We start from the raw sequence: 24,381 nt of genomic DNA, 5'->3' as shown, positions 1-24,381 counted from the left end.
GCACGCGCGCGGGTTCTGTCACCTCGGGAGCACCTCGATCGCGGAGACGACCAGGTCGACGCCCTCGGACGCGTCGACCCGGCACCGCACCAGGTCGCCGACCTTGAGCCCGTCGGCGTTGGTGATGACGCACTCGCCGTCGACCTCGGGCGCCTGGTGGGCGGCGCGGCCGACGCAGTCGTTGTCGTCGTCCTCCTCGGTCTCGACCAGGACGACGACCTCGTCGCCAACGCGGTCCTCCGCGCGCTGCGAGGTCAGCTCCTCGACCAGGTTCGAGATCCGGGCGACGCGCTCGGCGATGGTGTCGGCGTCCAGCTTGTCCGACAGGCCCTCGGCCTCGGTGCCGTCCTCGTCGGAGTAGCCGAACACGCCGACCGCGTCCAGCCGGGCGGCGGTGAGGAAGCGCTCCAGCTCGGCGACGTCCTCCTCGGTCTCACCGGGGAAGCCGACGATGACGTTGCTGCGGATGCCGGCGTTCGGCGCGAGGCCCCGGATCTGCTCGACCAGGCCGAGGAACGACTCGGTGGACCCGAACCGCCGCATCCGGCGCAGCACCGGCTCGCTGGAGTGCTGGAAGGACATGTCGAAGTAGTCGGCGACGCCCTCGGTGCCGGCGATGGCCTTGACCAACGTGGGCTTCGTCTCGGCCGGCTGGAGGTAGGAGACCCGGACCCGGTCGATGCCGGGCACTTCGGCGAGCCTGGTCAGCAGGCTTTCCAGGCCGCCCAACTCGCGCGGCAGGTCCTTGGCGTAGGAGGTGGAGTTCTCCGAGACCAGGAACACCTCGCGGACGCCCTGCTCGGCCAGCCACATCGCCTCGGCCACCACCTCGTCGGGGTGGCGGGACACGAACGCGCCGCGGAACGACGGGATCGCGCAGAACGAACAGCGGCGGTCACAGCCGGAGGCGATCTTCAGCGGCGCGACGGGCGTGTCCGCCAGGCGGGTGCGCAGCACTCGCGGCCCCCAGCCGTGGCCGGGCACCTGGACGTCCTCGGCCGCCTTGGGCCGCTGCACCGGGGTGAGCGGGAGCAGCGTGCGCCGATCCACCGGCTTGTGCGACTCGATGGCCTGACCAGCGAGAACGTCGTCCAGCCGCTCAGCGAGACTCGCGTAGTGGTCGAACCCGAGCACGGCGTTGGCCTCGGGCAGGCTGTCTGCCAACTCGGTCCCGTAACGCTCCGCCATGCACCCGACCGCGACCACCTTCGCGCCACTGTCGGCGGCGGCGAGGAGCGTGTCCACGGAGTCCTTCTTCGCGGACTCCACAAAGCCACACGTGTTGACCACGACCACGTCGGCCTCGTCGTCGACCAACTCCCAACCACCGGCGGTGAGGCGGCCGGCGAGCTCTTCGGAGTCGACTTCGTTACGGGCGCACCCGAGGGTCAACATGGCAACGCGCTTGGACGTGGTGGGGGAAGACACGGTGCTCAGCGTAACCGGCGCACCAGCCCCCGCCGGCCGGCCGGGCACCGTCACTGCGGTGAGCGGTCCGCGGGCGCATCACTCGGCTCACCTGAGCGTTCGACCGAAGGGCGCTGGGCATACGTTTGCACCGTGAACGACCCGATCAACGTGCGTCGCGCCCGGACCGGCGACGTGCAGGCGATGAAAGCCCTCATCGACGTGTACGCCGGCAAGGTGTTGCTGGCCAAGCCGCTGGTGACGCTTTTCGAGACCATCCAGGAGTTCTGGGTCGCCGAGGAGGACGGCGAGATCCTCGGGTGCGGGGCCCTGCACGTGTTGTGGAAGGACCTGGCGGAGATCCGCACGGTGGCCGTGTCGCCGACGGCGTTGGGGCGGGGGATCGGGCACCGGCTCGTGCACCGGTTGATCGAGACCGCGCGTGAGCTGCAGTTGGAGCGGTTGTTCGTGTTGACCTTCGAGACCGATTTCTTCGGCAAGCACGGGTTCGTGGAGATCGACGGGACGCCGGTGTCGCCGGAGGTCTACGCGGAGATCATGCGATCGGCTGACGAGGGCGTGGCCGAGTTCCTCGATCTCTCCTACGTGAAGCCGAACACCCTCGGCAACTCGCGCATGCTCCTCCACCTGTAACTCTTCGAGTAACCACTCGAAGAGTCTTGACTCAGTGAACGCCGACCCGCCACGATCGACGTCGTGGAGCAGTTGACGGTCGACGAGCTGGCGGTCCGCGTGGGCCTGCCCGGCAGCACCATCCGCATGTACCAGACCAAGGGTGTCCTGCACCCCCCGCGCCGGCAGGGCCGCGTCGCCTACTACGACGGCTCCCACCTGGAACGCCTCACCCTCGTCCAACGCCTCCAGTCCCGCGGCTTCTCGCTGCCCGCCATCGCCGAACTGGTGAAGGCGCGCGAGCAGGGCGCGAGCGTCGCCGCGGTGCTGGGTGTCGGCGAGGCGGAAGGCCCGGACGACTGGGTCCGGATCAAGGTCCGCGACATCAGCCGCCTGGTGCCGATCGGCGACGTCCGCCCGAGCGTCCTGCGCCGCGCCATCCAACTGGGCCTGGTCCGCTGGCGACGCGGCTGGCCGCACGTCCGCCGTTGGGCGCTGGACGCGGGCAACCGGCTCACCGCGTTGAACGTCCCCAGTGACGACGTGCTGGACAAGTTCGCCAACCTGCGCACGGCGACCGACGCCATCGCCGCCGACTTCGTGGAGGTGTTCGAACGCCGCCTGTGGCCGCAGCTCGCCGACAACGCGCAACTGGCCGACACCGACACCCCCGGCCAGGACGACCAGCTCGACCGGATGCGGGCACTGCTCGTGGAGCTGACCTACACCGCCGAGACGGTCGTCATCGGCACGCTGCGCGAGTCCGTCCGGGAAGCCGCCGAACAGTTCGCCCGCCGCCACCAACTGCTGCCCAACGACGACTTCCGACCCGCCTGGGTGGAGGAGCCGGTGCCCATCGCCGAACGTCTCATCCAGACCGACGAGGACGACGAGATCCCCGACGAACCGACCATCCAGCGGTTCCTCGACCGGGGTGACGACCAAGACGAGCCGCTCCGGTGACCGCGCTCGTGCCGGACCCGGCCTGGCGCGCCCAGATCCAGGACGAAGGCCTGGTCGTGCACGCCGGGGCGGACCTCGCGTACCTCCTGCCCGATGTGCCCAGCGCCGAAGCGCGGGTGCTGGTCGAGTTGTTCGAGCCGGTGCTGAGGGGTTCGGCTCGCCCACTCGACCCGGAACAGCTCACCGCGCCGGTCCGCGCGCACCTGCCGCAGCTCCGGTCACTGGGCGCACTGCGCCCGGCGGGCCTCCCCGCGCCGGACAAGCCGCTGAACGTCGGCGTGCGTGTCGTCGGCGCGGAGCCCGCCGGGCTCGGCCGCCACTTCGACCGGAACAGCGCACAGCCGGACGTGGTGCTGATCGTCCGCACCACCGGCACGCTGCGCGATCTGGCCGAGCTGAGGGAACCGAAGCCGCACCTGCTGCTCGACCTCGCCTACCACCACACGGCGTCGCTGGGCCCGTTCGTGGTGCCGGGCGCAAGCGCTTGCCTCGGCTGCCTGGCCGTGCGCGCCCGGCACCGCTGGGGAGACCCGGAGCCGCCCGCACGTCCGGCCGCGACGACCGCCGACTTCCCGTTCCTGTGGGCGAAGCACGCGATCGACCGCCTCGCCGCGGGCTCGTTGGCGCTGCTGGACCGGGTCGTGACGCTGCACTTGGACGAGTTCACCACCACCGCCGAGGACGTCCTGCCCGCGGCGGACTGCGACGTGTGCCCCCGGTTCGAAGTGGGCCGGGTCGAACTGCCGTGGGGGAAGCCCGATGACAACCGCCTTACGCCTACCTGATCCGTTCACGCCCGACACCACCGCCGCCAATGCCGCGACACCGACCTGTTGCTGCTGCTGTTGCTGCTGCGCGGTGTCCTCGACCGGCGCGGCGATCGCGCTCCCGTCCGGTCTCGGCAACGACCTCGCCAAGGCCGGGCAGCCGCGCCGCAGGGCGGCCTGGGTACTGCCGGCCACGCTGTTCCTGCCCGCCCTGCTCGCCTCGCCGTTCCTCCTCGAATTCGACTTCGACGAATACTGGCCGCTCTGGCTCGGCGGGAGTGTCGCCTGCGCGCTGCTGTGGACGTTCCTGGCCGCGAAGTTCACCGGTGCCGCGAAGCCGCAACTCGGGGTGGCACGGCTGCTGTTCTGGATGTTGATGTTCGTCGTCGAACCGTTCCTGGTGTTGCCGGTGTTGGGTCCGCTGTCGGCGGCCGGTCCGTGGGTCCTGGGCATCGCCTACGCCGCGCTGGTCGGCATGGTCGGTTGGCAGGTCCGCCGCTTCTACGTGCGGAGGCGGGCGTGATCGCGCTGATCGGCGGACTGGTCGGTCTGCTCGCGGGGTACCGGTACGACCGCTCGATCGGCAGGCACCCGATGCGGTCCGGGGTGAAGCGGTTCGTGTTCTGGGTGCTGTTCTTCGTCGTCGACTGCCTGGTGTTGGTGGCCGCGTTCACCCTCATCGGCCCACTGGTGATGCTGGTGGTGTTCGGGTACGTGCTGGCGGCGGGCGTGATCGGGCCGTGGGTGACGGACTACTACCGCAGGCGCGCGGCGTGATCACGCCGGCGTCCGTGCTGCTGGAACGGGCCGTCGGCTGGCGGCAGGGTGTGGTCTCCCGGCTGCAACCGGTGCCGCGCACGCTGTCCGATGTGGACATTCCCGGCTTCGCCGCCGTGCCCGAGCCGTTCGCGACCGGCGGCACGTCCGGTGGCGCGGCCTTCGAGCCGGAGCAGGCGAAACTGGCCGCCATCGCCGAGGCGCTGGAGCGGCACGCCGCCGCGCGCAGTCCACTGGAGACGGTCGCCGAACCGGACGGCGCGTGCTGGCGGCTGGACGAGTTCAGCCTGCACACGCCGGACCAGCGGGCACGGCCCGGTTTCCGCTACCGGTACGCCGATCCCGACTACACCAGGGCGTGGACGTTGCCGGACAACGAACCCGTGTGGGTGCCCGCCGGGTTGGTCGGGTTGCGCGAGGAGTTCGGCTTGCCCGCGACGTCGTCCGGCCTGGCAGCCGGGCCGTCGGTGGTGAACGCGCTGCTGCGCGCCACCCAGGAGTTGGTGGAACGGGACGCGTTCACCACGACGTGGTTGCACAGCCTGGCCCCGCCCCGGCTCTCGCTACCGGACGACCTGCGGACCGGTGACGTGCGGGCGTTCGACCTGACTCCCGCCTACAGCCCGCATCCGGTCGTCGCGGTCGCCGGCACGTTGCCGATCGCGGGACGGGCGCGGCCGACGCTCGGGCTGGCCTGCCGGGCGACGTTGGCCGAGGCGATCCGCAAGGCGTGGCTGGAGTGGACGCAGGGCACGGTGTTCATCGCCGCGCAGTCCGCCCCGCAGGTTTACCGGCCGGACGAGGTGACGGACTTCGACCGGCACGCGCTGTACTACGCGGGTCACCTGGACGAGTGGTACGAGTTGCCCTGGTGGGATGGTGTGCCGGGGCCGCCGCCGCGCAGTTCGACGGCGCACGGTGACGCCGCGCAGCTGGAAGAACTCGTGCACGGGCTGGGCGTGCGCCTGGCGTATCGGGAGCTGACCACGCCCGAGGCGGCGGCCGTCGGCCTGCGGTGCGTACGCGTCCTGTCCCCCGACCTCACCCCGCTGCACGCCGACCACCGGTGGCCCCACCTGGGCGGACGCGCGGCGGACGTGGCGTGGCGCTACCCCGGCCGCTCGGGCCGGTTTCCCAATCCCGCACCGCATCCGCTGGGGTGAGCATGACGCCGTTCGACGACTTCTGGACCGCGAGCGCCTACTCCGCCCTGCACCAACGACGGCTGGGTGAACGCCTACGCGAATTCCGACCCGATCAGGCGACCACCGACCCGTTCGAGCTACCCAGCGCCCCGCTGGCTCTGGGCAAGCCCGGCGACCGGCTGCAACGGCTGTTCCGGGCCCGCCGCAGCACGCGCGAGTTCAGCTCGGAGCCGATGTCGGCACGGCAGTTCGGCGCGGTGCTGGCCGCGTTGGCCGACGAGGACGGCCGCGCCTACCCGTCGGCGGGCGGGTTCCAGCCGCTGCGCTGCTACGCGTTCCTGCGCAACGTCACGCACGAGTTGAACGGACGGGTGGTGCGGTACGACGCCCGGCGGCACGCCGTGCAGGACATCGGGCCGTCGCCGGACTGGCCACGGCTGCGCGAAGTCCTCGCCGCCGACGCCGAACCCGCGCTGGTGCTCGTGCTGCTGCTGGCGGACGAACCGGTGTTGGCCAAGTACGGACAGCGCGGTGGGCGGTTCGGGCTGATCGAGGCGGGCGCGGCGGCCCAGTCGGTCTGCCTCCGAATGGCCCAGCAGCGGCTCGGCGGGTACCTGCTCGGCGGTGCGGCGGACGGTGATGTGTTGGCGCTGCTGGGAATGCGGGACCAGCCGGTCCGGTTGGCGGCCGTCATCGCTTGTGGTCGGACGTTCACCCGTCGTTGACGCGGTATGAGCCGATCGAGGCTGGTGTGCGTTGATCGGCGGCCGGTATGAACCCCTCAAGGCCGAAAACGAGGGGGAAGAACAGTGCTCGCGAAATCCCTGCGCAACGCGTTCGCCATAGTGATCACCTCGCTCACCCTGCTGGTCGGAGCCGGTGCCGGTGTCGGTCAGGCGGCGATCAACGCGCCTGCCGTGACCGACGACTACCTCTTCACCAAGACCCTGTCGCAGTTCGTCTCGCTCCGGTCGCAGACGCCGTACAGCGACCAGCTCGACTGGTCCTCGGACGGCTGCTCGTGGTCGCCGGACAACCCGTTCGGGTTCAAGTTCCTGCCGGCCTGCCACCGGCACGACTTCGGCTACCGCAACTACAAGCGGCAGGCCCGGTTCAACGAGACGACCCGGCTGAAGATCGACAACAAGTTCAAGTCCGACCTGTACAACCAGTGCGCGGGCAACTGGACCTGCAACCGGACCGCCGACCTGTACTACCAGGCCGTTCGGGAGTTCGGCGCCAGCTGACGCCCCACACGTCCGAAGAGCTGCTTCGCGGGAAACGCTTCGCAGGGGTCCTCGACCAGGGGGACCCCTGCTTTTACTCTGCCACAAGGGTCTGACAATTCCGGGCGGCGATGCCGGCGGCGAGTTCCAGCTCAGTCCTCGTCGGCGTCCTCGGAGGGGCCGGAACCGCCTCGGATCAGGTAGACGACGGAGTCCAGTTCGTCCGGCTTGATCAGCACCTCGCGGGCCTTGGAGCCCTCCGACGGGCCGACGACGCCGCGCGTCTCCAGCAGGTCCATCAAGCGCCCGGCCTTGGCGAAACCCACTCGCAGCTTGCGTTGCAGCATCGACGTCGAGCCGAACTGCGACGTGACGATCAGCTCGGCCGCCTGGAGCAGCAGTTCCAGGTCGTCGCCGATATCGGCGTCGACCTCCTTCTTCTCGCTCGCCTTCGCCGCCGTGACGCCGTCGTTGTAGTCGGGCTGCGCCTGGTCCTTGGCGAAGTTGACGATCTCGGAGATCTCGTCGTCGCCGACGTACGCGCCCTGCACGCGCACCGGCTTCGAGGCTCCCATCGGCAGGTACAGGCCGTCGCCCATGCCGATCAGCTTCTCCGCGCCCGGCTGGTCCAGGATGACCCGCGAGTCGGTCAACGACGACGTGGCGAACGCCAGCCGCGACGGCACGTTCGTCTTGATCAGGCCGGTCACCACGTCCACCGACGGCCGCTGCGTCGCCAGCACCAGGTGGATGCCCGCCGCACGCGCCTTCTGGGTGATCCGGACGATCGCGTCCTCGACGTCGCGCGGCGCGGTCATCATCAGGTCGGCCAGCTCGTCCACGATCGCCATGATGTAGGGGTACGGCCGGTAGACGCGTTCGCTGCCCGGCGGCGCGGTGATCTCGCCGGACTTCACCTTGCGGTTGAAGTCGTCGATGTGCCGCACCCGGTTGACCTGCATGTCCTGGTAGCGCTGCTCCATCTCCTCGACCAGCCAGGCCAGCGCGGCGGCGGCCTTCTTCGGCTGGGTGATGATGGGCGTGATCAGGTGCGGGATGCCCTCGTACGGCGTCAGCTCGACCATCTTCGGGTCGATCAGGATCATCCGGACCTCGTCCGGGGTGGCCCGCGCCAGCAGCGACACCAGCATCGAGTTCACGAAGCTCGACTTGCCCGAACCCGTCGAACCCGCGACCAGCAGGTGCGGCATCTTGGTCAGGTTCGCGGTGACGAAATGGCCCTCGATGTCCTTGCCCAGCCCGATCACCATCGGGTGGTTGTCCTTGACCGTGGACGGCGAGCGCAGCACGTCACCCAGCCGCACCATCTCGCGGTCGCTGTTGGGCACCTCGATACCGACCGCGGACTTGCCGGGGATCGGGGCGAGCAGCCGGACGTTGTCCGTGGCCACCGCGTAGGCGATGTTCTTGGTCAGCGCGGTGATCTTCTCGACCTTCACGCCCGGACCGAGCTCCACCTCGTACCGGGTGACCGTCGGGCCGCGGGTGAAGCCGGTGACCTGCGCGTCGATGGAGAACTGGTCGAGCACGCCGCTGATGGCCTCGATCATGAGGTCGTTGGCCTTGCTGCGGGCCTTGGGCGCGTCGCCGTCCTTGAGGATGGTCGGTGGCGGCAGCCGGTAGTCGCCTTCGACGGCGCGCACGGCGATCTCAGCGGTCTTCGCGTTCTCCGGGGGCGCCTTGGACTTCGGCGCGGGTTTCGGGGCCGGCGGCGGCGGTTCTTCGTCCAGTGGCAGTTCGGGCTGCTCGTCGGCGGCGACGGCCTGGCGTCGGGTGCGGGACGGGCGGCGCGGCTTGGTCGGCTTCTCCTCGGCCTCCGGCTCCGCGTCGGCGTCGTCGAAACCGTCGAAGCCGTCGAGCTGGTCGGTCTTGCGGTGCAGGAGGCTGCCGAGTTTCGCGGGCACCTCGCGGATCGGCAGGTGCACCAGCAGCAGCACGCCGTAGCCGAAGATCAGCACCAGCAGCGGTCCGGCGACCCACGGGGTGAGGCCCTGGGCGAGGAACCCGCCGGCGAGGTAGCCGAGGGCGCCACCGGCGTCGCGGCGGGCCACCGGGTCCATCGGCAGTCCGCCGACGAGGTGGAACATGCCGAGGAAGCCGACGGCGACCAGGGCCGAGCCGATGACCAGGCGCGGCCGTGCCTCGGTGTTCGGGTCGGTGCGCATGAGCGTCACGCCGATCGTCAGCAGCACCAGGGGCAGGATCACCCCGGGTCCGCCGATGGAGCTGCGGACGGCCACGTCGACCCACTGGCCGACCGGTCCACCTGCCTGCCACCACACACCGGCGGCGGTGATCACGGCCAGCGCGATGAGCACCAACGCCAAGCCGTCACGGCGGTGCGCCGGATCGAGTTCCTTGCCCCGGCCTACCGCTCGGACGATCGATCCGACGCCGCGACCGAGCAATCCCCAGGCCTTGCCTACAGAGCCGGAGGACTTCTTCGCCGGGGCGCGCTTGGCGGGTGCTCGTTTGGCGGCCGGCTTGGCAGCGGGCTTGGACGCGCTAGCACGGGGCTTCGACCCGGATCTGGTGCTGCGGGTCGTGCCCTTGCGCGAAGTCCCAGTTCGGCCGGCCATGTGTCTACGGTAGTCCCTCGGGCCCCACCAGCCCCAACGGTCACGGTGGACGTGACGTGCGCTGCTCGACGTCCATGGTTGCCCGGAACCCGCTGCGGCGACACGTCGACACGCCGTAACCTGCCCGTCGTGTCCACACCACTGCTGTGGCGCGTGCTGACCGCCGTCGACCAAGGGGTCGTCGGCCTCAGCGGACGACTCGAAGTCACCGGTGACATCCCGGCGGACCTCAGGGGACGTCCCCTGCTGCTCGCGTCCAACCACATCGGCAACCTCGACCCGTTCGTGCTCATCGCGGCGTGCCGGAAGCTCGGTGTCGCGCCGCGCTTCCTGCTCGCAGGCGGGTTGCTCGACGCGCCGGTCCTGGGGCCCCTGTTGACAGCGTCCGGCCACCTGCGGGTGGACCGTGCGGCTGCGGACGTCGGCGACGCCTACCACCGCACCGTCGAGGCGTTGCGGCGCGGCGGCGACCCGATCGCCATGTACCCGGAGGGCAAGATCAGCCTCGATCCGGGACTGTGGCCGGAGCGGGGCAAGACGGGTGCGGCGCGGCTGGCGTTGAGCGGCGGCATCCCGGTGGTCCCGGTCAGCCAGTGGGGCGCGCACGAGGCCGTGTACTGGGGCAACACCCAGGTCGGCGGGTGGCGCGACCTGAAGCCGTACGCGACGTCGTACGCGCGCGGTCTGCGGCGGCGGCCGACGTTCAAGGTGCACTTCGGCAAGCCGGTGGACCTGTCGGGGCTGGAGGACGGCAAGCCGGGTGACGCGCGGCGGGCGCACGAACGGATCATGCGCGCGATCACGGCGGGCCTGGTGCCGTTGCGGATCGACGAGCCGGACCTGCCGAAGTTCCACGACCCCACGCGGCCGACGACGGGCAAGAGCCCCTGGCGTCCGGAGTGAGCACGCGGAGCTGACCGGAACAGGCCACGTCCGGCCACGGTGCTCGGTGGCGGAGCAGGCTCGATTCCGGTGGGCGACCGGCCCACCGGAACAGGAGGTAAGCGATGCGCAACCGTGGTTGGACCGCGCGCAACAAGAGCTGGCGCAACAAGAGCTGGCGCTGAGCCGTGCGTAACCACAACTGGTGAGGTGCTGATCAGCCACCCGTCGGCGCGACGCCGGCGGGTGGCTGGTCCGCGCGCCGCCAAGCCACCGCGCAGGCGAGTGAACACAGGGCACCGGTCGCACCGGCCACGGCCGTCGCGATCGCCGGGTCCCACAGGTCGGCCATCAGCCCGCCGATGAACACCGTGATGCCTTGCGCGGCGACGATGCCCGAGGCCGCGACCCCGATGGCCCGGCCCCGATCGGCGTCAGGCGTCGCCCGGACGAAACCCGACTGGGTTTGCAGCAGGTACGACGTGGACGCCGCGCCGGACAGGCTCCACAGGACGAAGGTGAGCACGAGACCGGGGCGGAAAGCACACAGCACCAAGGGAATCCCCGCGCAGACCGCGAGTACCCCGACCAGGCGGGCACGGCGGTGCGCGGGCACGTACCGGACGAACAGCCAGGCCCCGAGGACGCTGCCCAGCGGGTCGGCCGCCATGAGAACGCCGACGACCACCGGTCCCGCGCCGAGTTGGTCGGCGTAGGGGGCGGCGAGCGCCTCGGGTACGACGTACCAGCCGACCAGCCAGGCGAGCAGGACCAGGACGCGGCGGCGCGGGTCGGCGGCGATCGACGTGATCACCCCGCGCACCGAACCCCCGGCGTCCCGCGTCACCGTAGGCCTGGGCCGGTTCGCCACACCCAGCCGGATCAGGGCGGCGGACAGCAGGAACGTCACCGCGTCGGCCACCAGCGCGAACCCCGGACTGATCGCGGCGACCAACACACCCCCGCCCGCGAACCCGACCAACTGCGCGGCCTGGCTGGTCATCTGCCGAACAGCCAGACCGCGGTCGTACAGCTCACCGGGCAGGACCTCGGGCAGCAACGCGCCCTGCGCGGCCGTGAACGGCGATCCGAGCAGCACCACGACCACCAGCAGCCCGCACAACGCCCACAGCGGCACCCCCGGAACGGCCATCGCCGCGACCAGCCCGGCCCGCGCCACATCGACACCGACCATGACCGCACGACGCCGGTACCGATCGGCGAGCCACGACAACAACACCCCGCCCAGCAGCGCCGGCAGGAACGTCAACGCGTAGACGACCGTCGCCCAGACCGCCGACTGCGTGCGCCCGTAGACCAGCACCGCCAACGCAACCCGGGCGAGTTGGTCACCGAAGATCGACAGCACCTCCGCCGACCACAGGAACCGGAACTCCCGCACGCGGAACACCGTGATCACGGACGAGTCGCGGCGGTTCACCCGCCAATCGTGTCGGCAGCCCGGCGCAGGACCGGCCGGCTGTCCGCTACCTGCCAGTCACACCTTGGTGATGAACGAGCGCCAAGCGGCTCTCGGGTGCGGACGCCCGGTCGAACACCTTCTGCCGCTTCATGCGTGTCCCGCCCTCCAGCTTCGAGAGCTTTCCCGCCGACCAGCCCAATTCCTCCAGCAGGGTTGCGGTTTCACCTGCGACTGGTGGCGTGCCCTGCGGAGGGCATCCCCTAGTTCGCGGCTGAGCGCGTTCGACATGCGTGACTCCATGCGGGCACGCTAGAACCCTGCGACCAGGGGTTTCCAGCTGGTCAAGGCGATTCCACTCCGGATCAGTCGTGTACCAGCGGTCAAGCGTTGCGGCAGCGCGCAACTTTCAGCGCACAACTTTGATGTTGAAGATCCCGGTGCCCAACGCCCCTATCAACCGCAGCCACAGCGGCAGGTACATCTCGGCGCCGCGAGCCGTGGTGATGTCGCCCAGATCGATGACATCCGTGTGGCCGAACTGGCGGAGCAGATCGGTCACCACCGCCTTGGCGTCGGCGTCGTTCCCGGAGACGAACACCGTGTGGTCCGCCGCCAACCGGTCCGGGTGCACCATCAGCTCGGCGGTGAGGGTGTTCAACGTCTTCACCACGCGCGCTCCGCGATGCGTCCGCTGGATCTGCTCCCCCAGCGAGTCCGTGTCCTTGACCAACATCGTGGGCGGGAAGCCCGCGGACGGGTCGAGCGGGTTGGAGACGTCCAGCACGATCTTGCCGTCCAACGGGCCCGCGGCGGCGAGGATGTCCAGGGCCGCCGCCCCGTTACCCGCGTTGACGACGACCTCGGCATGGGCCGCCGCCACGGCGAACCTCTCCAGCAAGATCGTCGGGTGTGCGGCGCGCCAGGCCGCGAAGTCCTCGTCCGACTTGCCCACGGATCTGACCACGTCACGGGTGCCCATCCGGACGTCGTGGCCGAGTTCCGCCAGCCGGCCCGACAACGCCCGGCCGACCGTGCCGGTGCCGAGTACGCCGATTCTCATCACGCCACGGTACGACGGGTCGGGCCCACCAGCGCGTCAACGCCGGCGGGCCCGATTCACGAACGTGTGAAGTCAGTTCACCGGGTCAGTTCACCGGGATGATGGTCGGCACGATCATCGGCCGGCGGCGGTAGACGTCGGCGACCCAGCGGCCCACCACGCGGCGCACCGCCTGGGCGATGCGGTGCGAGTCGGTGATGCCCTCGGCCTCGGTGCGGGACAACTCCATCTCCACCAGCGAGATAGCCTGGTCCAGCGCCTTCGGGTCGTCGGAGAACCCGCGCCCGGAGACGGTCGGGGGCGCGACCGCGCGGCCGGTGCTGGAGTCGACGGCCACGGTGATGGCGATGAACCCGCCCTCGCCGAGCACGAGCCGGTCGGACAGGGTCGACTCGCCGACGTCGCCGACGGACAACCCGTCCACGTAGACGTGGCCGACCACGACCTTCCCGCTGACGGACGCCTTGCCGTCGATCAAGTCGACGACCACGCCGTCCTCGGCGATGACGACCCGCTCCTCGTTCACCCCCGTCGCCACGGCCAGCGCCGCGTTCGCCCGCAGGTGCCGCCACTCGCCGTGCACCGGCATCACGTTCGACGGCCGCACCGCGTTGTAGAGGAACAGCAGCTCACCGGCGGGCGAGTGACCGGACACGTGCACCTTGGCGTTGCCCTGGTGGATGACCGTCGCACCGAGCCGGGACAGGCCGTTGACCACGCCGAACACCGCGTTCTCGTTGCCCGGGATCAGTGACGACGCCAGCACGATGGTGTCACCGGCCCGGATGGAGATCTGCCGGTGCTCGCCGCGCGCCATCCGGGACAGCGCCGACAGCGGCTCGCCCTGCGAGCCCGTGGACACGAACAGCACCTCGTTCTCGGGCATGTCCATGGCCTCGTGGAGGTCGACGAACAGCCCGTCCGGCACCCGCAGGTAGCCGAGTTCGGACGCGATGCCCATGTTGCGCACCATCGACCGGCCGACCAGCGCGACCCGGCGCTTGTACTGCACGGCCACGTCCAGCACCTGCTGCACGCGGTGCACGTGGGAGGCGAAGCAGGCCACGATCACCCGCTGGTTGGCCTTGCGGATGACGTTCTCCAGCACCGGCCCGATCTCGCGCTCCGGCACGACGAACCCGGGCACCTCGGCGTTGGTCGAGTCGACCAGGAACAGGTCCACGCCCTCGTCGCCGAGCCGGGAGAACCCGGCCAGGTCGGTCAGCCGGCCGTCCAGCGGCAGCTGGTCGAGCTTGATGTCGCCGGTGTGCAGCACCAGGCCGGCGGAGGTGCGGATGGCGACCGCGACGGCGTCCGGGATCGAGTGGTTGACCGGGAAGAACTCCAGGTCGTACGGCCCGAACGAGCGGCGTTCACCGTCGCTGATCTCCACCAGGCGCGGGGTCTGGCGGTGCTCCTTGCACTTGGCCGCGAGCAGCGCGAGGGTGAGCCGGGAACCGACCACCGGCACGTCCGGGCGCAGCTTGAGCAGGAACGGGACCGCGCCGATGTGGTCCTCGTGCCCGTGGGTCAGCACCACCGCTTCGATATCGTCCAGCCGGTCCTCGATGGCCCGGAAGTCCGGCAGGATCAGGTCAACGCCCGGCTGGTCGTCCTCGGGGAACAGCACGCCGCAGTCCACGACGAGCAGCCGGCCGGCGTGCTCGAACACCGTCATGTTGCGGCCGATCTCGCCAATTCCGCCCAGTGCGACGACGCGGAGACCGCCGTCGGGCAGTGCGGGCGGGGGTGAGTTCGGGTTGATCACGCGTTGACTCCCAATTCGGCCTCGACGGCCTTGATGTCCTCGGTTGAAGCGGGTACCAGCGGCAGCCTCGGGTCCCCCACGTCGACGCCGCGCAAACGCAGCGCGGTCTTGGCGTAGGTGACGCCGGGCATCCGGCTGAAGGGCCGCAGCAGCGGCAGCAGCGACTGGTGGATCGCGGTCGCGCCGGCGACGTCGCCGGACTCGAACGCGTCGAGCATGTCGCGCAGCCGGTCCGCGGCGATGTGCGAGATGACGCTGACGAAGCCGACCGCGCCGACCGACAGCCACGGCAGGTTCAGCGGGTCGTCACCGGAGTAGTAGGCCAGGTCGGTGGCCGCGATGACCTTGCTGCCCGCGAGCAGGTCGCCCTTGGCGTCCTTCACCGCCACGATACGTGGGTGCCCGGCGAGCCGCAGCAGGGTTTCCACGTCGATGGGGATCACGGTGCGTGGTGGGATGTCGTAGAGCATCACGGGCACGCCGACCTGGTCGGCCACGGTGGTGAAGTGCGCGTACACACCCTCCTGGGTGGGCCGCGAGTAGTACGGGGTGACCAGCAGCAGCCCGTGCGCGCCCGCCGCCTCGGCCTGCTTGGCCAGGTGCACGCTGTGCGCGGTGTCGTACGTGCCCGCGCCGCTGACCACGGTGACGCGGTCGCCGACCGCCTCCACCACGGCCCGGATCAGGTCGGCCTTCTCCGCGTCGGTGGTGGTGGGGCTCTCGCCGGTGGTGCCGTTGACCACGAGTCCGTCGTTGCCCAGCCCGACCAGGTGCTCGGCGAGCTGCTGCGCCTTGGCCAGGTCCACTGCCCCCTCGGCGTCGAACGGGGTGACCATGGCGGTGAGCACGCGGCCGAAGGGGCGGCCGGGCGAGGCGGTAGGACTTCCGGTCATAGCCGGAAATCTACCGCGTCACCCTCCGCAAGCTGCGACTACATACTCCGGTCGAGGCCTTTTACCAGCCGCACGGCCTTGTCGTCGCCGTCGTACTCGACGCGGGCGGCGGCCCGGCCGAACACGTGCACCAGCAATTCCGAGACTTGTCCGGTCAGCACGACGGGGTTCGCGCCGCGCCTGGCCACGACCGACTCGCCGTCCGGGCGGCGCAGCACGACGCCGACCGGGCTCTTGCGGTACATCAGCCGGGCCGCCGGGGCGAGCCGCTGCCACAGCACCGCGTCCCTTACCGGATCAGGTGAACGCGGCTCCCAGTCGTCCCGCGCCCGGCGCACGTCCTCGTGGTGCACGAAGTACTCCACGGAGTTGACCATCTCGTCCACCAGCGCGTACGGGGAGAAGCGGGGCGGGCCGGTGCGGACCAGCTCGACCAGCTCGTCCCACGGCTTGGCGGCGTAGGAGTCCTGGACGCGCTGGTTGTGCCCGGCCAGCGACTTGATCAGGATGCCCGCCGCCGCGTCCGGCCGGCGTTCCCGCAGCACGAGGTGCGCGGCGAGGTCACGCGTGCGCCACGGATCACACAGCGTGGGCGCGTCGGGCCCCACCTCGGCGAACAGTTCGGTCAGCAGCCTGCGTTCGTCCTGCGCGACGCCCATGGCCCCACGCTACCTACTCTCCGCGTAAACCTGGTCCGACAGCTCGGTCTTGTCCTTGTTCCACAGCACGCACGACACCGAGCGGGTCTTCTTGCTCGACGAGTCGGACTCGTTCTCCAGCCACTGGCCGGCGGTCGGCACGATGGCGACGTACTGGAACTTCTCCTCCTTGTCGTCCACCGGGACGATGTCGGACATGAAGTGCAGCGTGCAGAAGTCCTCCGCGTAGTCGCGCAGCACGTCGGCGCCGGGGTAGGGCAGCTTGGCCGACCCGAACGGGCTGCCCTTGGCGAAGTACTCGACGCGGTGCGCCTTCTCGCAGTCGGTGTAGTTGATCGTGGTGTTGGGTTCGAGGTAGTTGTCGCCGCACTGGCCCTCGCTGAGCTCGAACTGGCTCACGCTCATCGTGCCGCCGGGGCCGTAGGTGATCGTCTCGGCCATCGCGGCGGGCGGCTGGTCGGTGAACAGCCACCGACCGATGAACACGCCGCCGACCAGCAGCGCGACCGCCGCCACCGCCGTGCCGGTGATCAGCACGCCCTTGAGCCACGGCTTCCGCACGGCGGTCGGCGCGATGTGGCGCATGGTCGCGTTCTGCGGCGCGCCGAAGCCGGTGGGCGGGGTGGGGCTGGCGACGGCGCGTTCCAGCATGGCGCGGGCCTGCGGGCCGGTGAGCCGGGCGTTCGGGTCGGGCATCAGCAGGCCGGTGATCACCGCGCCGAGCACGCCGTGCGCCCTGGTCAGCCGGGGCATCTCGGTCATGATCGCGTTCAGGGTGGACGCGGTGGACGTGCGCTCGTACGGGTTCGCGCCCTCCACGGCGTAGCAGAGCGTGGCGCCCAGCGCCCACAGGTCGGAGGCGGGCGACGCCTCGTGGCCGTGGATGCGTTCCGGCGACATGTAGGCGGGCGAGCCGATGAGGCTGCCGCTGGTCGTCAGGCGCGGGTCGTCCACGGCCTGGGCGATGCCGAAGTCGGTGAGCTTCACCCGCCCGTTGGGCGTGATCATGAGGTTGCCGGGCTTGACGTCGCGGTGCACGATGCCGGCCTGGTGCGCGGAGTCCAACGCGGACAGCGCCTGGACCGCCATCGAGATGACCCGGTCCTGCGGCATCGGTCCGTGCGCGTTGATCAGCGTGGACAGCGTGGCGGCCTCGACCAGCTCCATCACGATGTAGGTCATGCCGTTCTCGGCGACCACGTCGAACACGGTGACCACGCCGGGGTCGTTCAGCCGGCCCGCGGTGCGCGCCTCGCGCAGCACCCGCTCCTCCAGCACCCGGCGCTCCTCCAGCGCGATGCCGTCGGGCAGGTGCAGCTCCTTGATCGCCACGTGCCGGCCGATCACGTTGTCCTGGGCACGCCACACAACACCCATACCGCCGCGCCCCAACTCGGCGAGCAGGGTGTACCTGCCCGCGATGACGCGGGGTTGGGCGCTCACACCTTGGGGACCAGTCACCGTCACTCCTCGAAACCCAACCGCGGACCGGGCGGAACGCTACTTCAGACCCTGTATCGCCCGATCCGGTTTCACGGTTTCGTGACTTCGTGTCCGGACGCGCGCAAAGCCTGCACCGCGCGACCGAGGTCACCCGTCTTGACCAGCAGGTGGTCGGTGTCGTAAGTGGACAGCGCGAACAGGCTCACACCCGCCGCGGCAAGTTCGCCGGACAGCGCGGCCATGATCCCGGTGAGGGTGAACTCCAGGGGACCACGCACGGTGAGCAGCCGCCAGCCGGGCTGGGCGGTGTCCGACTCCGGAGCGTGGTCGGCCGGGCACACGATGGACAGCTCGTCGGGGGTCCTGGTCACCGAGACCAGGCCCGGCGCGTCGAGCAGGCCGGCCGGGACCGGCGCGTCGGGGGCGAGCCGCGCGACCGTGTACTCGCCGGGCTGGACGTCGACGATCAACCGCTTCACAAGCCGTCAGCCTTCGGTGACCATCGGGCTGGAGGCGACCTCGGACCCGTCGGACAGGGTGGAGATGGTGAAGTCGGCGAACACGTTGGCCGCCGCCTTCTGGAGCTGGCGCAGGCACTCCACGGCCAGGGCGCGGATCTCCACGTCGGCGTGCTCGGTGGCGCGCATCGCGATGAAGTGTCGCCACGCGCGGTAGTTGCCGGTGACCACGATGCGGGTCTCGGTGGCGTTGGGCAGGATCGCGCGGGCCGCCTGGCGGGCCTGCTTGCGGCGCAGGGTGGCGCTGGGCACGTCGGAGAACTTCTCCTCCAGGCCCTTGAGCAGCTCGTTGTAGGCGTCCACGCTGGCCTGGGCGGCGGCGGCGAACTTCGCGTGCAGCTCGGGGTCGTTGGCGATGACGTCCGGCTCGACCATGGCGGCGTTGCGCTCGGGCACGTACCGCTGGGACAGCTGCGAGTACGAGAAGTGGCGGTGCCTGATCAGCTCGTGGGTCAGCGACCGGGACATGCCGGTCAGGTAGAAGCTGACCGAGCCGTGTTCGAGCACGGAGAGGTGGCCGACCTCGATGATGTGCTTGATGTAGCCGGCGTTGGTGGCGGTGGCCGGGTTCGGCTTGGTCCAGGACTGGTAGCAGGCGCGGCCGGCGAACTCCGCCAGCGCCTCGCCGCCGTCGGCGTCGGTGGACCACGGGACGCCGTCCGGGGGGAAGAACTCCGTCTTCGCGATCAACTGCACCTTCGGCGCCACCATCTCAGCCATGGACGGAACCCTAACCGAAGGTGCCGCGTGCGCCGGTCGGTGACCGGTCCCCGTCGTGATGTCATGAACGACATCACTACTTTCCTTGACTGATGTCACTTATGACGTCATCGTGGTGTCATGGATCTGTCGCCGTACATCGCAGCGCTGCGCGAGGACCTCGCGACGGCCGCGTCCGCCGGGGACGACAACACCCGGCGCACCGCGGCCCTGCTGTCCGCAGCCTTGGAGCCCGCCGCACGGCTGGCTCTCATGAACGCACTGTCCGACCTGGCCGCGGAGGTCACCGCGGCCCTCGACGGCCCCGTCGTCGACGTGCGGTTGGACGGACGGGACGTGCAGGTGGTCGTCACCGGCACGTCCGCTCGGGAGGAACACGAACCCGAGCCGCAGGAAGTTCCCCGGCCCGCCGCCGGTGACGCCACCCGCGTCACGCTGCGGCTGCTGGACGAGCTGAAGGCCAAGGCCGAACAGGCGGCCGCGGCCCAGGGGATGTCGCTCAACACATTCGTCGCGCAGGCCGTGCAGGGCGCGGTCGGCGGTCGCCGGGGTGGCGGCCACCACAAGCACTGGGGACCGCCGAAGGACCAGCAGGGCGGCGGGTCGTCGTCCTCCCGCGTCCGCGGCTGGGTCCAGGGCTGAGGAGGGGGATCATGGAATCGGATGTCGTGCGGCAGCAGAGCTTCGAGGTCGAAGGTGTCGTGGAGATCGACGTGGCGCTGCTCGCCGGCCGGGTGCGGGTGCACCTGGTGGACGAGCCGGGCGTGCACGTCGAGGTGAAGCACGACCCGTCGCCGGATGACTCGTGGACGGCGGGCCTGTCCGGGCTGCTGACCTGGGCGAACAAGCAGTTCGGCACCGTGCCCGGTCAGCCGGCCGGCCCGGAGGAGGCGGTGCGGGACGCGCGCGTGGAGATGTCCGGCTCGCGGTTGAAGGTGCAGTCGTCCAAGGCGCTGCCGTTGCGGGCGGTGCCGCTGGGCGTGACCGTGCGGGCGCCGCTCGGGTCGCACGTGATCGCCAAGGCGGGCTCGGCGAACGTGACCGTGACCGGCGCGGCGGGCCGGCTGGAGATCCAGACCGGCACGGGTGACGTGACCGCGGACCGGGCGGACGCGTCTTCGCAGGTCAACTCGGGTTCGGGCAAGCTGCGGCTGGGGCCGATGCTCGGTGGGCTGCGGGCGAAGACCGGCAGCGGCGATATCGAGGTGTCGTCGGTCGGCGGGAACACCGTGCTCTACACCGGCACCGGTGACGTGTGGCTGGGCGCCGTGCAGAACGACGTGCAGGTGCGGACCGGCAGCGGTGACGTCACCGTCGCCGACGCGGCGTCCGGCCGGATCCAGATGGGCACCGGCTCCGGCAACGTCCGGGTGGGCGTGCGGCCCGGTGTGGCGGCGCAGATCGACCTGGCCTCCAGCTCGGGCTCGGCGCGCAGCGAACTGGACGTCTCCGACAGCCCGCCGGAGGGCGGCGAACCGGCCCTGTTCATCACCGGCCGGACCAGCAGCGGCACCGCCCTGGTGACGACCGCCACCACGTCCTGAACACCGGAAACGGCCTGACGGTGGCCTGATGACAGCACGCCTCGGCGTGCTGTCATCCCGTCATTTCAGAGTCCATTTCCGGAGTCCATTTCCGGAGTCCGGCCACCAGGAGGGACACCACCGCGTCGAACGCCGCGTCGATGTCCGGGTCGGACCACTCGCCCGCGTGGGCCGGGTTGTGGAAGCGGGCGGTGGCGTCGAAGACGGCCCGGGCGGTCCGGGCCGGGTCCGGGGTGGTGAAGTCGCCGGAGGCCACGCCACCTTCGATGATCCCGGTCAGTTCCTCGACCATCTCGGCGATGTGCGCGGCGACCACGGAACTGCTCTCCTTCACCAGCACCAGGAACGTGGCGAACAGCTCCGGGTCGTCCAACGCCTTCTTGCGCTTGGACTCGAAGAGAGCCGCCAGCCAGTCGCGCAGGCGTTGCGGCGGCGGGGTGTCGCCGGCGGCCAGCTCGGCCAGGCCCGCGTGGGCCCGGTCGAGCCAGCGCTGGGTGACCGCCTCGCGCAGGGCGGCTTTGGTGGGGAAGTGGCGGTAGACGCTGCCGTGGCTGACGCCGAGCGCGCGGGCCACGTCCACGACCGTGGCTTTGGCCGGGCCGTAGCGCCGGAGGACGTCCTCGGTGGTGCCGAGGATGACCTCCGAGGTCAGTGCTTCCGCCACTGTCGTGCTCCCTGCACTGCGTTGGCCCCCGTTGGCGGGACCCGGTGCGTTGATTGTGCGCGATCGGCGTTCGGTCGGGCTTCGCCGCCGGTCAGCGTTCGCTGTCGAGGTGGGCCATATGGGCCGCCGGGTAGCGCTCGCCGGCCGCCGAGTCCGCTGGGACGGCGGACTCGATCCGGGCCAGGTCGGACTCGGTGAGGGTGATGTCCAGGGCGCCGAGGGCCTCGGTCAGCCGGTCACGGCGGCGCGCGCCCACCAACGGGACGATGTCGTCACCCTGGGCCAGAACCCAGGCGATGGCCAACTGGGCGACCGTCGTGTCCTTCTCGGTCGCGATGGCGCGCAGGGCCTCCACCAACGTCAGGTTGTGGTGCAGGTTGTCGCCCTGGAAGCGCGGGGAGATGGCGCGGTAGTCGTTGGTTTCGCGGGACGGGGTCCAGTGGCCGGAGATCAGGCCTCGGGCCAGGACGCCGTACGCGGTGATCCCGATGCCCAGCTCGCGGGCGGTGGGCAGGATCGAGTCCTCGATACCCCTGGTGATCACGGCGTACTCGATCTGGAGGTCGGCGATCGGGTGGACGGCGTGGGCGCGGCGCAGCGTGTCGGCACCCACCTCGGACAGGCCGATGTGGCGGACGTGGCCCTTGTCGATCTCCTCCTTGATCGCGCCGACGGTCTCCTCGATCGGCACCGCCGGGTCGAGGCGGGCCGGGCGGTAGATGTCGATGTGGTCCGTGCCCAGCCTGCGCAGGGTGTAGGCGAGGAAGTTGCGGACCGCTTCGGGCCTGCCGTCGTAGCCGTTCCAGTCGAGGTCGGCGTCACGCAGGGCGCCGAACTTGACGCTGATCGCCAGGTCCTCGCGGTTGCGGTCGCGGAGGGCCTGGCGGATCAGCAGCTCGTTGTGGCCCATGCCGTAGAAGTCGCCGGTGTCGAGCAGGTTCACGCCCGCGTCGACGGCGGCGTGGATGGTGGCCACGCTCTCCGTCTCGTCGGCCGGGCCGTAGAAGTCGGACATGCCCATGCAGCCGAGGCCGAGCGCGGAGACCTCCGGCCCCTTCGCGCCCAGCCGACGGCGTTGCGTGACTCGGTTCGTGGAGTTCGTCATGACTCCACTATGACAATTGGGATGACAGATTTCAACATCTGTCAGTTCAGGTGGCGATGAGGGGTCAGCGGGCGACCGCCTTGAGGGTCGGGGCGAGATCGCCGCGCGGCCCCACCTCGACGTCGTCCAGCTCCAGCCAGTCGGCCATGTGGCGCAGCTCGGCGGCCAGCTCGACGGCGACGCGGCCGATGTCGGCGGTCGGCTCCGAGTACGCCGCCTGCACGCGCAGCACGCCGGCGGCACGGTCCGCCTTGAGGTCGACCCGCCCCACCAGCTCGCCGTCCAGCAGGAACGGGAACACGTAGTACCCGTGCACCCGCTTCTGCGCGGGCACGTAGATCTCGATCCGGTAGAAGAAGTCGAAGATCCGCTCCGTCCGGGCCCGCTCCCAGATCAGCGGGTCGAACGGGCACAGCAGCGCCCGCCCGGTGATCTTGCGCGGGACGCGCGCCTCGACGTGCTTGTACGCGGGCGCGCCCCAGCCCCGCACCTCGACCGGCTCCAGCACCCCGGCGTCGACCAGCTCCGCCACGGCCTGCCGGCTGCGGGCCGGCTGGAGGCGGTAGTAGTCGCGCAGGTCCGGTTCCGTCGCCACCCCCAGAGCCGTCGCCGCCCGCGCCACCAACTCGCGCGAACCCTCCTCGGCGGAGATCGACATCCGCCGGGCCAGCACCTCCGGCGGCAGCACCCGTTCGGTCAGGTCGTACAGCCGCTCGAAGCTGCGCCGCGACCCGGTCGTCAACGCGCCCTCGCCGAACAGGTACTCGCACACCTTCTTGACCTCGGACCAGTTCCAGCCCCAGTGCTCCTTGGCCCGCGGCCCGCCGCCGGCCAGCGCCTTCTCGATCGCGCCGGCGCCGACCGGCCCCAGCTCCTTCACCACCGCCAGGATGTCGTCCACCAGCTGCGGTGAGCGCTCGGCGATCGTGGTGTACCCCTTCCACCAGCCCGGGCGCTTGGCCCCGGAGTGGAACAGCGGCCAGTCCTGCACCGGCACCAGGCTCGCCTCGTGCGCCCAGTACTCCACCAGCAGCCTCGGCCGACGCGCGTTGTGCGACCACGCCGCCTCGTCCACCAGCGACGGCGCGTAGGCGCCGAGCCGGCTGAACAACGGCATGTAGTGCGCTCGGACGGCCACGTTCACCGAGTCCAGCTGTAACAGCTGAACCCGTGACAGCACCTTCTGGAGGTGCCGCCGGGTGGGCGCGCCGGCGGGCCGGGGATCGGCGAAACCCTGAGCGCCCAGTGCGATGCGGCGGGCGACGTCTGCGCTCATCTTCTGCACGGCTGGATACTCCCACTCAGGTACGACACTTCCGCTCGGCCCGCTCCGCCCGCACGACCAGGAGCACCGCCAGCACCACCAGCAGACCCCCGAGCAGCTGGAACAGCCCGAACCGCTCGTCGGCCAGCCACACCCCGAGCACCACCGCGATCACCGGGTTCACGTACGCGTAGGTCGCCACCGTGGACACCGGCAGCTGCCCCAGCACGTACACGTACGAGCTGAACGCCAGCAACGACCCGAACACCAGCAGATAACCCCACGCCACCCACGACGACGTGGTGATCCCGCCGAACGACACCCGCTCCCCCGCGACCAGCCCGACCACCGTCAACGCCGCCCCGCCGGCCAGCATCTCCACCGCCGACAGCGCGAACGGGTTCGCGGGCGTGTCCAGCCGACCGCTCAGGAACGACCCCAGCGCCCACCCGAACGCCGCCAGCAGCACCAGCCACGGCCCCCACCACGACGACTGGCCCACGTCGTCCAACAGCAGCGCGACCAACCCCACCAGCCCGATGGCCACGCCCGCGTACGTCACCCGGTGCGGCCGCTCCCCGGCGAACCGCCGCATCAGCACCACGTACAGCGGCACGGACGCCACCAGCAGCGCCGCCAGCCCGGACGCCACCGACTGCTCGGCCACCACCACGAGCCCATTACCCCACGCGGGCAACAGCAGCCCCAGCAGCACCGCCGAACCGAACTGCCGCCGCGTCATCCGCAGACTGCCCCGCCACGCCACGAGCAGCGCCAGCACCAGCCCGGCGACGAGGAACCGCATCCCGCCCGACAGCAGCGGCGGCATCGACTCGATGCTGAACCGGATGGCCAGGTAGGTGGAACCCCAGACCACGTACACGACGCCCAACGCTGCCCAACGCATGCGGCCGACGCTG

25 protein-coding genes are annotated in these 24,381 nt (G+C 70.6%); 11 read left to right on the top strand and 14 right to left on the bottom strand.

Annotated elements, in window-relative coordinates; translation table 11 throughout:
• Positions 1-18 precede the first annotated feature (18 nt).
• Positions 19-1,395, bottom strand: coding sequence for a 30S ribosomal protein S12 methylthiotransferase RimO (gene rimO / locus ALI22I_RS19060; RefSeq protein WP_077006862.1), 1,377 nt, complete (start codon positions 1,393-1,395; stop codon positions 19-21).
• 165 nt (positions 1,396-1,560) lie between these two features.
• Between rimO and ALI22I_RS19055 the strand changes: the two genes are divergently transcribed.
• The 8 genes from ALI22I_RS19055 to ALI22I_RS19020 all read left to right on the top strand — a co-directional run bounded on the left by ALI22I_RS19055 (position 1,561) and on the right by ALI22I_RS19020 (position 6,939).
• Entirely contained in the window at positions 1,561-2,061 is a 501-nt protein-coding gene (locus ALI22I_RS19055; protein WP_143532290.1) for an amino-acid N-acetyltransferase, read from the top strand.
• 63 nt (positions 2,062-2,124) lie between these two features.
• Entirely contained in the window at positions 2,125-3,003 is an 879-nt protein-coding gene (locus ALI22I_RS19050) for a MerR family transcriptional regulator (RefSeq protein ID WP_077006861.1), read from the top strand.
• Positions 3,000-3,788: a hypothetical protein gene (locus tag ALI22I_RS19045; RefSeq protein ID WP_077006860.1), complete on the top strand. Its 789-nt coding sequence runs from the start codon at positions 3,000-3,002 to the stop codon at positions 3,786-3,788. Before ALI22I_RS19050 ends, ALI22I_RS19045 begins: the two co-directional genes overlap by 4 nt.
• Positions 3,763-4,293, top strand: a complete 531-nt coding sequence (locus tag ALI22I_RS19040; RefSeq protein ID WP_143532289.1) for a hypothetical protein — start codon at positions 3,763-3,765, stop codon at positions 4,291-4,293. Before ALI22I_RS19045 ends, ALI22I_RS19040 begins: the two co-directional genes overlap by 26 nt.
• Positions 4,290-4,547 (top strand): hypothetical protein, encoded by a 258-nt coding sequence (locus ALI22I_RS50955; protein WP_077006858.1) that lies wholly within the window; start codon positions 4,290-4,292, stop codon positions 4,545-4,547. The genes ALI22I_RS19040 and ALI22I_RS50955 overlap by 4 nt, the downstream gene beginning before the upstream one ends.
• Positions 4,544-5,710: a YcaO-like family protein gene (locus tag ALI22I_RS19030; RefSeq protein WP_179118274.1), complete on the top strand. Its 1,167-nt coding sequence runs from the start codon at positions 4,544-4,546 to the stop codon at positions 5,708-5,710. Before ALI22I_RS50955 ends, ALI22I_RS19030 begins: the two co-directional genes overlap by 4 nt.
• A gap of 2 nt (positions 5,711-5,712) precedes the next feature.
• Positions 5,713-6,417: a nitroreductase family protein gene (locus tag ALI22I_RS19025; protein ID WP_077006856.1), complete on the top strand. Its 705-nt coding sequence runs from the start codon at positions 5,713-5,715 to the stop codon at positions 6,415-6,417.
• An 84-nt stretch (positions 6,418-6,501) separates the two neighbouring features.
• Positions 6,502-6,939 carry a phospholipase gene (locus ALI22I_RS19020; RefSeq protein ID WP_077006855.1) on the top strand — a complete coding sequence of 146 codons (438 nt, stop codon included), beginning with the start codon at positions 6,502-6,504 and terminating at the stop codon, positions 6,937-6,939.
• A gap of 131 nt (positions 6,940-7,070) precedes the next feature.
• Here ALI22I_RS19020 and ALI22I_RS19015 read toward each other — a convergent pair whose 3' ends face one another.
• The gene (locus ALI22I_RS19015; RefSeq protein ID WP_077006854.1) at positions 7,071-9,518 is read right to left on the bottom strand and encodes a DNA translocase FtsK; all 2,448 of its coding nucleotides are present in this window, start codon (positions 9,516-9,518) and stop codon (positions 7,071-7,073) included.
• Positions 9,519-9,647: 129 nt separating this feature from the next.
• Here ALI22I_RS19015 and ALI22I_RS19010 point away from each other — a divergent pair, with 129 nt between their 5' ends.
• Positions 9,648-10,421 carry a lysophospholipid acyltransferase family protein gene (locus tag ALI22I_RS19010; RefSeq protein WP_083751831.1) on the top strand — a complete coding sequence of 258 codons (774 nt, stop codon included), beginning with the start codon at positions 9,648-9,650 and terminating at the stop codon, positions 10,419-10,421.
• 196 nt (positions 10,422-10,617) lie between these two features.
• On the opposite strand, the gene ALI22I_RS19005 is transcribed toward ALI22I_RS19010, so the two are convergent.
• The 8 genes from ALI22I_RS19005 to thyX all read right to left on the bottom strand — a co-directional run bounded on the left by ALI22I_RS19005 (position 10,618) and on the right by thyX (position 18,884).
• Positions 10,618-11,841 (bottom strand): MFS transporter, encoded by a 1,224-nt coding sequence (locus ALI22I_RS19005; RefSeq protein ID WP_077006852.1) that lies wholly within the window; start codon positions 11,839-11,841, stop codon positions 10,618-10,620.
• A 388-nt stretch (positions 11,842-12,229) separates the two neighbouring features.
• A complete protein-coding gene (locus ALI22I_RS19000; protein WP_077006851.1) occupies positions 12,230-12,883 on the bottom strand; it encodes an NADPH-dependent F420 reductase in 654 nt (217 codons plus the stop codon).
• 85 nt (positions 12,884-12,968) lie between these two features.
• Positions 12,969-14,651 (bottom strand): ribonuclease J, encoded by a 1,683-nt coding sequence (locus tag ALI22I_RS18995; RefSeq protein WP_274522981.1) that lies wholly within the window; start codon positions 14,649-14,651, stop codon positions 12,969-12,971.
• On the bottom strand, positions 14,648-15,544 hold the full coding sequence (gene dapA, locus ALI22I_RS18990; protein ID WP_077006850.1) for a 4-hydroxy-tetrahydrodipicolinate synthase: 897 nt from the start codon (positions 15,542-15,544) through the stop codon (positions 14,648-14,650). Before dapA ends, ALI22I_RS18995 begins: the two co-directional genes overlap by 4 nt.
• A gap of 38 nt (positions 15,545-15,582) precedes the next feature.
• Complete coding sequence (locus tag ALI22I_RS18985; protein ID WP_077006849.1) at positions 15,583-16,203, bottom strand: TIGR03085 family metal-binding protein; 621 nt, start codon at positions 16,201-16,203, stop codon at positions 15,583-15,585.
• A gap of 9 nt (positions 16,204-16,212) precedes the next feature.
• On the bottom strand, positions 16,213-17,664 hold the full coding sequence (locus ALI22I_RS18980; RefSeq protein WP_077006978.1) for a serine/threonine-protein kinase: 1,452 nt from the start codon (positions 17,662-17,664) through the stop codon (positions 16,213-16,215).
• Positions 17,665-17,735: 71 nt separating this feature from the next.
• A complete protein-coding gene (locus ALI22I_RS18975; protein WP_077006848.1) occupies positions 17,736-18,125 on the bottom strand; it encodes an ACT domain-containing protein in 390 nt (129 codons plus the stop codon).
• A gap of 6 nt (positions 18,126-18,131) precedes the next feature.
• Entirely contained in the window at positions 18,132-18,884 is a 753-nt protein-coding gene (thyX, locus tag ALI22I_RS18970) for an FAD-dependent thymidylate synthase (RefSeq protein ID WP_077006847.1), read from the bottom strand.
• Positions 18,885-19,004: 120 nt separating this feature from the next.
• On the opposite strand from thyX, the gene ALI22I_RS18965 reads away from it, so the two are divergent.
• Entirely contained in the window at positions 19,005-19,526 is a 522-nt protein-coding gene (locus ALI22I_RS18965) for a toxin-antitoxin system HicB family antitoxin (protein WP_077006846.1), read from the top strand.
• 11 nt (positions 19,527-19,537) lie between these two features.
• Positions 19,538-20,428 carry a DUF4097 family beta strand repeat-containing protein gene (locus tag ALI22I_RS18960; protein ID WP_077006845.1) on the top strand — a complete coding sequence of 297 codons (891 nt, stop codon included), beginning with the start codon at positions 19,538-19,540 and terminating at the stop codon, positions 20,426-20,428.
• Between the two features lie 52 nt (positions 20,429-20,480).
• Here the strand turns inward: ALI22I_RS18960 and ALI22I_RS18955 are convergent, their stop codons facing one another.
• The 4 genes from ALI22I_RS18955 to ALI22I_RS18940 form a co-directional block, all read right to left on the bottom strand.
• Complete coding sequence (locus ALI22I_RS18955; RefSeq protein WP_077006844.1) at positions 20,481-21,092, bottom strand: TetR family transcriptional regulator; 612 nt, start codon at positions 21,090-21,092, stop codon at positions 20,481-20,483.
• Between the two features lie 91 nt (positions 21,093-21,183).
• Positions 21,184-22,197 carry an aldo/keto reductase gene (locus ALI22I_RS18950; RefSeq protein WP_077006843.1) on the bottom strand — a complete coding sequence of 338 codons (1,014 nt, stop codon included), beginning with the start codon at positions 22,195-22,197 and terminating at the stop codon, positions 21,184-21,186.
• A 64-nt stretch (positions 22,198-22,261) separates the two neighbouring features.
• Positions 22,262-23,473 (bottom strand): winged helix-turn-helix domain-containing protein, encoded by a 1,212-nt coding sequence (locus tag ALI22I_RS18945; RefSeq protein WP_077006976.1) that lies wholly within the window; start codon positions 23,471-23,473, stop codon positions 22,262-22,264.
• A gap of 25 nt (positions 23,474-23,498) precedes the next feature.
• Positions 23,499-24,368 (bottom strand): EamA family transporter, encoded by an 870-nt coding sequence (locus ALI22I_RS18940; protein WP_077006977.1) that lies wholly within the window; start codon positions 24,366-24,368, stop codon positions 23,499-23,501.
• Positions 24,369-24,381 lie beyond the last annotated feature (13 nt).

Origin of the sequence: Saccharothrix sp. ALI-22-I (assembly GCF_001984175.1) — a bacterium.
In the GTDB taxonomy this organism is placed as follows: Bacteria; Actinomycetota; Actinomycetes; order Mycobacteriales; family Pseudonocardiaceae; genus Actinosynnema.
Note: the sequence above shows the minus strand (reverse complement) of the source record. Positions and strands in the feature narration are given on the sequence as shown.

Coding starts and splice junctions, on each gene's coding strand:
- rimO (WP_077006862.1), bottom strand. CDS start 1,395: ATGTTGACCCTCGGGTGCGCCCGTAACGAAGTCGACTCCGAAGAGCTC.
- ALI22I_RS19040 (WP_143532289.1), top strand. CDS start 3,763: ATGACAACCGCCTTACGCCTACCTGATCCGTTCACGCCCGACACCACC.
- ALI22I_RS19025 (WP_077006856.1), top strand. CDS start 5,713: ATGACGCCGTTCGACGACTTCTGGACCGCGAGCGCCTACTCCGCCCTG.
- ALI22I_RS19015 (WP_077006854.1), bottom strand. CDS start 9,518: ATGGCCGGCCGAACTGGGACTTCGCGCAAGGGCACGACCCGCAGCACC.
- ALI22I_RS19000 (WP_077006851.1), bottom strand. CDS start 12,883: ATGAGAATCGGCGTACTCGGCACCGGCACGGTCGGCCGGGCGTTGTCG.
- dapA (WP_077006850.1), bottom strand. CDS start 15,544: ATGACCGGAAGTCCTACCGCCTCGCCCGGCCGCCCCTTCGGCCGCGTG.
- ALI22I_RS18985 (WP_077006849.1), bottom strand. CDS start 16,203: ATGGGCGTCGCGCAGGACGAACGCAGGCTGCTGACCGAACTGTTCGCC.
- thyX (WP_077006847.1), bottom strand. CDS start 18,884: ATGGCTGAGATGGTGGCGCCGAAGGTGCAGTTGATCGCGAAGACGGAG.
- ALI22I_RS18965 (WP_077006846.1), top strand. CDS start 19,005: ATGGATCTGTCGCCGTACATCGCAGCGCTGCGCGAGGACCTCGCGACG.
- ALI22I_RS18960 (WP_077006845.1), top strand. CDS start 19,538: ATGGAATCGGATGTCGTGCGGCAGCAGAGCTTCGAGGTCGAAGGTGTC.
- ALI22I_RS18950 (WP_077006843.1), bottom strand. CDS start 22,197: ATGACGAACTCCACGAACCGAGTCACGCAACGCCGTCGGCTGGGCGCG.
- ALI22I_RS18945 (WP_077006976.1), bottom strand. CDS start 23,473: ATGAGCGCAGACGTCGCCCGCCGCATCGCACTGGGCGCTCAGGGTTTC.
- ALI22I_RS18940 (WP_077006977.1), bottom strand. CDS start 24,368: ATGCGTTGGGCAGCGTTGGGCGTCGTGTACGTGGTCTGGGGTTCCACC.